We start from the raw sequence: 5,688 nt of genomic DNA, 5'->3' as shown, positions 1-5,688 counted from the left end.
ACAGGTGTAGGTGCGCATCAGCGGCCCGTCCGATGTCGGCAGTTCCAGAGTCACGAACTGCCCCGGTTTGTAGCGGAACCAGGTCTGGTTGTCGGAGCGGAAGGTGAAGGTCTTCACGTCAGGCGCTTCGTCGCTGACGCCGATCACTTCCAGCACCTGCAGCCTGTCGTTCCAGGGCGTCATCTGGTCGAGATGGCGATAGAGGCCAAGGTCCGTCATCGCATTCATCCTCTTGTCCCCTGGGCTAGGCGACGCTGCGCAGGGCCGGCCGGCCGCCTTCGGCAAGGCGCGGCCCGATGAACGACGCGTACCACTCGACGAACTGGATCACGCCGCCCTCATGCAGCTCCGAATAGGGGCCTGGTTCATAGGCCGGCGACAGGATGCCGAAGGCGTTTTCCTCGACGATGCGGCGGTCCTGGTCGTTGGTCTCGGTCCAGACATGGGTGAGCTCAGCGAGGTCGTAGTCGACGCCTTCGACCGCATCCTTGTGGACGAGCCATTTCGTTGTCACTGCGGTTTCCGTGGCACTGATCGGCAGCACGCGGAAGGTAACGGCGTGGTCGCCGAGGATATGGTTCCAGGTCGTCGGATAGTGATAGAGCAGCAAGGAGCCGATGCGGTCGGTTGAAACGCTGTCGGACAGGTTCTTCTGGACCGCCCGTTTTCCCGTCATGGTGTAGCTGACGGCATCGCGCAGCAGCGGCGCGCGGGTGGCGCGGTACTGCCCTGCCGGATCGATGCGGAATTTGCTCGGCAAGCCTGATGCCTCGCATCTGGCCCAGTGTGCGACCATTTCAGGGTCGCTGTCGGCGCCATGGACGCCGGTTATGGTTGGAGCCTCGGGGAAGGTCTTGCACAACTCGGGATGATTGGCGGCGCAGTGGTAGCACTCGCGGTTGTTTTCCCAGACCAGCTTCCAGTTGCCCTTCTCGACGATCGTGCTCTCGAAGGCGATCTTTGCTTCACGCAGCCGGTGCGGCAAAAGATAGGGTTCGATCATCGCCCGCATCGGCGCGAAATCTGCCGGTTCCTTGGCCAGGCAGATGAAGATGTAGCCGCCGACGCTCTCGCAGGCGACCGGCTTCAGGCCGAAATCACTCTTGTCGAAACCGTCGGCCATCTGGCGGGCAAACAGCAGGCGGCCGTCCAGCTCGTAGGTCCACTGATGATACGGGCAGACGAGCTTTGCCGCGGTACCCTTCTCCGTGTTGCACACGCGGCTGCCGCGATGGCGGCAGGAATTGTGGAAGGCGTTGATCTTGCCGTGCTGGTCGCGGACAAGGACGACCGGATAATCGCCGACCTGCACGGTGATGTAGCTGCCCGGCTTCGGCAGTTCGCAATCATGGCCGATGAACAGCCAGTCGCGATACCAGATCAGCTCCATGTCGAGCTTGAAGTAGTCCGGATCGGTGTAGAAGGGCTGCTCCAGCGAAAAGCCTTGCCGGCGCCCCTTCAGGAGCCTCAGCATGTCGTTGCGGATATCCATGTCCTGTCCTCGTTCCTAAGGACTGAACTGGTGGTGACGGAGGAAGGATTGAAGCGCAGGCCGGCTGTGTGCCGGACATGCGCTATCCACCTCTTGACCGCCCACCGCGATCAGTCGAGTCTAAAAATCTCGGGCTGGTTTCCGGGCTCTGGAGTTGTCCTTGCGGACCATCGCGACACCTTCCCAGGCGGTTGCCCAGTGGTCTCCCGTTGCGACTTGAACTCCACCACCGTTGCGGGGGCAGCGCCGGATTCTGACCGGCTTCCCAATTCTCCGCCTCGTCGTCACGAAGCGGCACCTGAGATGGTATGATCTAACCACGATCGCGGGCGCGCCGTCGGCATGAAAACGACATCGTATCCATGCGGCGCGACACGGCATGCGAAACGCTACTGCAGCTCGTCGCGGGCCGAGATCCCACCTCCCGGGCGGCCATTTGCCGGCTGCGATCTTCCCGAATCCGACCCTTCGCGGGGGGTCAAAAAAGGTTAATGGTTTCGAAAAATGACTATTAGTTCGCCCTAAAATCGAACCGAACGGTTCGTTTCTGTTGACGGTGCGTGCAGGACGGTGTGAACGCTGGGCCTCTGAAACAGTCAGTGATCCATCAGGTGGCTACACCTAACACACTGATATGAAGAAGAAAAATGCATCCCTAGATTCCGTTGGCACAATTTCAAGGTGTGGATTCATGGTCCACACGGAACAACTTCGTGATTGGAAAAGACGACCTTGCCCTCCCACATCGGGGCTGTCCGAACGACGCGATTTCATTTCCAAGACACGCCGCTAGACGGACGGAAAAAAGACGATACTGGAGTACCAAAAATGAAAAAGATCATTCTCACTGCCGCAGCCCTTCTGGCCATTTCCGGCAGCGCCTTCGCTGGTAGCGACCACTACGGTTCCAACGCCGCGGCAGCCACTGCTGTCGACAGCTCGTACACCGCTTCGACCAAGAAGTCGGAACCGGCTGCTCAGGCGCCTGCCCAGGGTGCTGACCGCAACCTCTTCGGCAACAACTAACAGCCGATTCCCAGTTTCCCGGTCGACGGCGGGCTCGCCCGCCGCCCTGGCGAAATTCAGACATTCAGGAGTATTCAAGATGAACAAGATCCTCATTGCTGCCGCCGCCGTTCTGGCCATCACCGGCAGCGCTTTCGCGGGCAGCGACAACTACGGTTCGAACGGCCCCAACCAGCCTGCCGCCGCTGTGGACCAGTCGTACACGGCTTCCACCAAAACCTCGGAACCGGCTGCCCAGACGCCCGCTCAGGGCAGCGACCGTAACCTCTTCGGTCGCTAACAACCAATTTCGCAACCGACGGCAGCTGTGTCTGCCGTCCTGGCGAAATCCAGAATTCAGGAGACTAAAATGAACAAGATCCTTATTGCTGCCGCCGCCGTTCTGGCCATCACCGGCAGTGCCTTCGCCGGCAGCGACAATTTTGGCTCCAATGGTGCCAATCAGCCTGCCGCCACGACTTCGGTCGACAGCACGCGCACCTCTTCGGTACGCAACACCGGTTCGCCGGTCTACAAGCTGCTGAACTCGTCGGGTGACACCACCCAGAAGTCTGCTCCGCAAGGTGCCGACCGCAACCTCTTCGGCAACAACTAACAACCGAAGTCGATCTCCAAGTCAAAGAGCGGCGGGCCCGGCCCGCCGCTCTTTTTTGTGCCTGACACGGTAATTGCGGTTAAGCCGCCTTTGCTTCCACTTCATGCAACGCGAAAGAACGTCCATCCGCGTCGAAGATATGCAGGTCCTCGCCATTGGCGCTCAGCCGCAATGTCGAGCCGCGCTTGACCTCGACATTGCCGGGCAGCTTGGTCACCAGCGGCAGATCGGCGCGGCCGATGTCGACATAGACAAGCTGCACCTCGCCGAGTTGCTCGACATAGTCGACCGTCCCCTCGAACAGATAGTCCGCGCCGCTGGCGATGATCAGGTCCTCCGGCCGCACGCCAAAGCTCACCGCAGCGCCCTTTGCCGAAGCCGGCGTCGCAATCGGCACGGTCGCCTTGCGTCCGCCGACATGGCTGACGACGGTCGGGTTTCCGGTCTTTTCGATGGTCGCCGGCAGGATGTTCATGGCCGGCGAGCCGATGAACTGGGCAACGAACAGATTGCCGGGCTTCTTGTAGAGGTCCATCGGCGTGCCGACCTGCTCGATATGGCCGTCCTTGAGCACCACGATGCGGTCGGCCAGCGTCATCGCCTCGACCTGGTCGTGGGTAACGTAGATCATGGTCGTGTTGGGCATCGATTCCTTGAGCTTGGCGATCTCGATGCGGGTGGCGACGCGCAGCGCGGCGTCGAGGTTCGAAAGCGGCTCGTCGAACAGGAACACCTTCGGATTGCGCACGATGGCGCGGCCGATGGCGACGCGCTGGCGCTGGCCACCCGACATCGCCTTGGGCAGGCGGTCGAGATATTTGGTCAGCTGCAGGATCTCGGCGGCCTGGCGCACGCGGCGGTCGATCTCGGCCTTGTTCTCTTTGCCGATCTTCATCGAGAACGCCATGTTGTCGTAGACGGTCATGTGCGGGTACAGCGCGTAGGACTGGAACACCATGGCGATGCCCCGCTTCGACGGCGGCACGTCGTTCACCACTTCGCCGGCTATTCTGAGTTCGCCGGAGGTGATTTCCTCGAGCCCGGCGATCGACCTCAGCAATGTCGACTTGCCGCAGCCCGACGGGCCGACGAAGACGATGAACTCGCCCGACCTAATATCGAGGTCGATGCCGTGGAGAATGTTCAGATTGCCGTAGGACTTCTTCACTTGTCTTAGCGTGACATCGGCCATTGGTTTCCTCCAGTGATTGGAAATTCAGTCGAGACGCCCGAACCAGGCGCCGTAGCCGCCAAGCTCGATGGAACCGCTGCTCGCCTGCCCCGAAAATCCGTGCCCGGGCAGAGGTTGCAGCGATCGGCCGCCAAGGTCAACCTTGGCCCGCCCGGCTCCCAGATTGAAGACGCAGACGATCTGCTCGTTGCCTGCGCGGCGCGTGAAGGCCACGGTATCTCCCTCACTTTCGATGAAGGTGATGTCGCCCTTGGCCAGCGCCGGATGGGCACGCCGGAAGCTGAGAAAGCGCCGGTAGTGCTCGAGCAGCGAAGCCTCGTCGCCCTGCTGGACATTGACCGCTTGCGCCAAATGCTTGGCCGGCACCGGCAGCCAGGGTTTTGCCTGGGAGAAGCCGCCATTCTTGGCGCCGCCGTCCCACACCATCGGTGTGCGGCAGCCGTCGCGGCCCTTGAATTCAGGCCAGAAGCGGATGCCGTAGGGATCCTGCAAATCCTCGAACCGAAGGTCGGCCTCGCCGAGCCCAAGTTCCTCACCCTGATAGATGCAGACCGAACCGCGCAAGGACATCAGCAGCGCCGAGATGACCTTGAGGTAGGCGGTCGGGTCGGGCTCATTGGCGGCCCAGCGCGAGGCCGGGCGCATTACATCGTGGTTGGAGAAGGCCCAGCACGACCAGCCATCGCTGGCGACCTTGCCGAAGGATTCCAGCACCGAGCGGACCTTGCCCGCGCTGATCTTTTCCGGCGCCAGGAAATCGAAGGAGTAGCACATGTGCACGCGCTTGCCGCCGGCGGTGTAGGCGGCCACCACTTCAAGCCCACGCTGCGAATCGCCGACCTCGCCGACCGCTGCGGTTGCCGGATATTCATCGAGCAGGGCACGGAACCGTTCGAGGAAGCCGAGATTCTCGGGCCGGCTCTTGTCGTAGAGATGGTCCTGGTAGTTGTAGGGGTTGACCGCCGGCGCGGTCTGGTCGTTGCGCTCTTCCGGCGGCAGCGGCGGGTTGTTTTCCCAGCCCTGGCTGTGGAAGTAGAAATTGATGGTGTCGAGCCGGAAACCATCGACGCCGCGCTCCAGCCAGAAGCGGGTGACGTCGAGCAACGCGTCCTGAACCTCGTGGTTGTGGAAGTTGAGGTCGGGCTGCTCGGCCAGAAAATTGTGCATGTAATATTGCTGGCGGCTGGTGTCCCATTGCCAGGCCGAGCCGCCGAAGATCGACAGCCAGTTGTTGGGCGGCGTGCCGTCCGGCCTGGCGTCTGCCCAGACGTACCAGTCGGCTTTCGGGTTGCTGCGGCTCGACCGGCTTTCCTTGAACCACGGGTGGTTGTCGGCGGTGTGCGACAGCACCTCGTCGATCATCACCTTCAAGCCCAACCTGTG

At 61.6% G+C, this 5,688-nt stretch carries 6 protein-coding genes, 1 pseudogene and 1 riboswitch; of the genes and pseudogenes, 3 read left to right on the top strand and 4 right to left on the bottom strand.

Annotation, left to right across the window (positions count from 1 at the left end; genetic code table 11):
• Both EN994_RS15385 and EN994_RS15380 read right to left on the bottom strand, forming a co-directional pair.
• A pseudogene (locus EN994_RS15385) lies at positions 1-219 on the bottom strand (hybrid-cluster NAD(P)-dependent oxidoreductase); the annotation flags it as partial.
• 25 nt (positions 220-244) lie between these two features.
• Positions 245-1,492: an aromatic ring-hydroxylating dioxygenase subunit alpha gene (locus tag EN994_RS15380; RefSeq protein WP_063169810.1), complete on the bottom strand. Its 1,248-nt coding sequence runs from the start codon at positions 1,490-1,492 to the stop codon at positions 245-247.
• Positions 1,493-1,606: 114 nt separating this feature from the next.
• Positions 1,607-1,809, bottom strand: a riboswitch (cobalamin riboswitch).
• 511 nt (positions 1,810-2,320) lie between these two features.
• Between EN994_RS15380 and EN994_RS15375 the strand changes: the two genes are divergently transcribed.
• The 3 genes from EN994_RS15375 (at position 2,321) to EN994_RS15365 (ending at position 3,113) form a co-directional block, all read left to right on the top strand.
• Positions 2,321-2,518 carry a DUF680 domain-containing protein gene (locus EN994_RS15375; RefSeq protein ID WP_013528268.1) on the top strand — a complete coding sequence of 66 codons (198 nt, stop codon included), beginning with the start codon at positions 2,321-2,323 and terminating at the stop codon, positions 2,516-2,518.
• A gap of 79 nt (positions 2,519-2,597) precedes the next feature.
• The gene (locus EN994_RS15370) at positions 2,598-2,798 is read left to right on the top strand and encodes a DUF680 domain-containing protein (protein ID WP_013528267.1); all 201 of its coding nucleotides are present in this window, start codon (positions 2,598-2,600) and stop codon (positions 2,796-2,798) included.
• A gap of 69 nt (positions 2,799-2,867) precedes the next feature.
• Positions 2,868-3,113 carry a DUF680 domain-containing protein gene (locus tag EN994_RS15365; protein WP_013528266.1) on the top strand — a complete coding sequence of 82 codons (246 nt, stop codon included), beginning with the start codon at positions 2,868-2,870 and terminating at the stop codon, positions 3,111-3,113.
• Positions 3,114-3,192: 79 nt separating this feature from the next.
• Here EN994_RS15365 and ugpC read toward each other — a convergent pair whose 3' ends face one another.
• A complete protein-coding gene (gene ugpC, locus EN994_RS15360; protein WP_063169811.1) occupies positions 3,193-4,305 on the bottom strand; it encodes a sn-glycerol-3-phosphate ABC transporter ATP-binding protein UgpC in 1,113 nt (370 codons plus the stop codon).
• Positions 4,306-4,329: 24 nt separating this feature from the next.
• Positions 4,330-5,688, bottom strand: a 1,359-nt coding sequence (locus tag EN994_RS15355; protein WP_127307627.1) for an alpha-glucosidase, incomplete at its 5' end; no start/stop codon positions are given.

It is taken from the genome of Mesorhizobium sp. M7A.F.Ca.CA.002.09.1.1 (assembly GCF_003998555.1).
Classification (GTDB): domain Bacteria; phylum Pseudomonadota; class Alphaproteobacteria; order Rhizobiales; family Rhizobiaceae; genus Mesorhizobium; species Mesorhizobium ciceri.
This window is presented reverse-complemented; position numbering and strand designations above follow the sequence as displayed.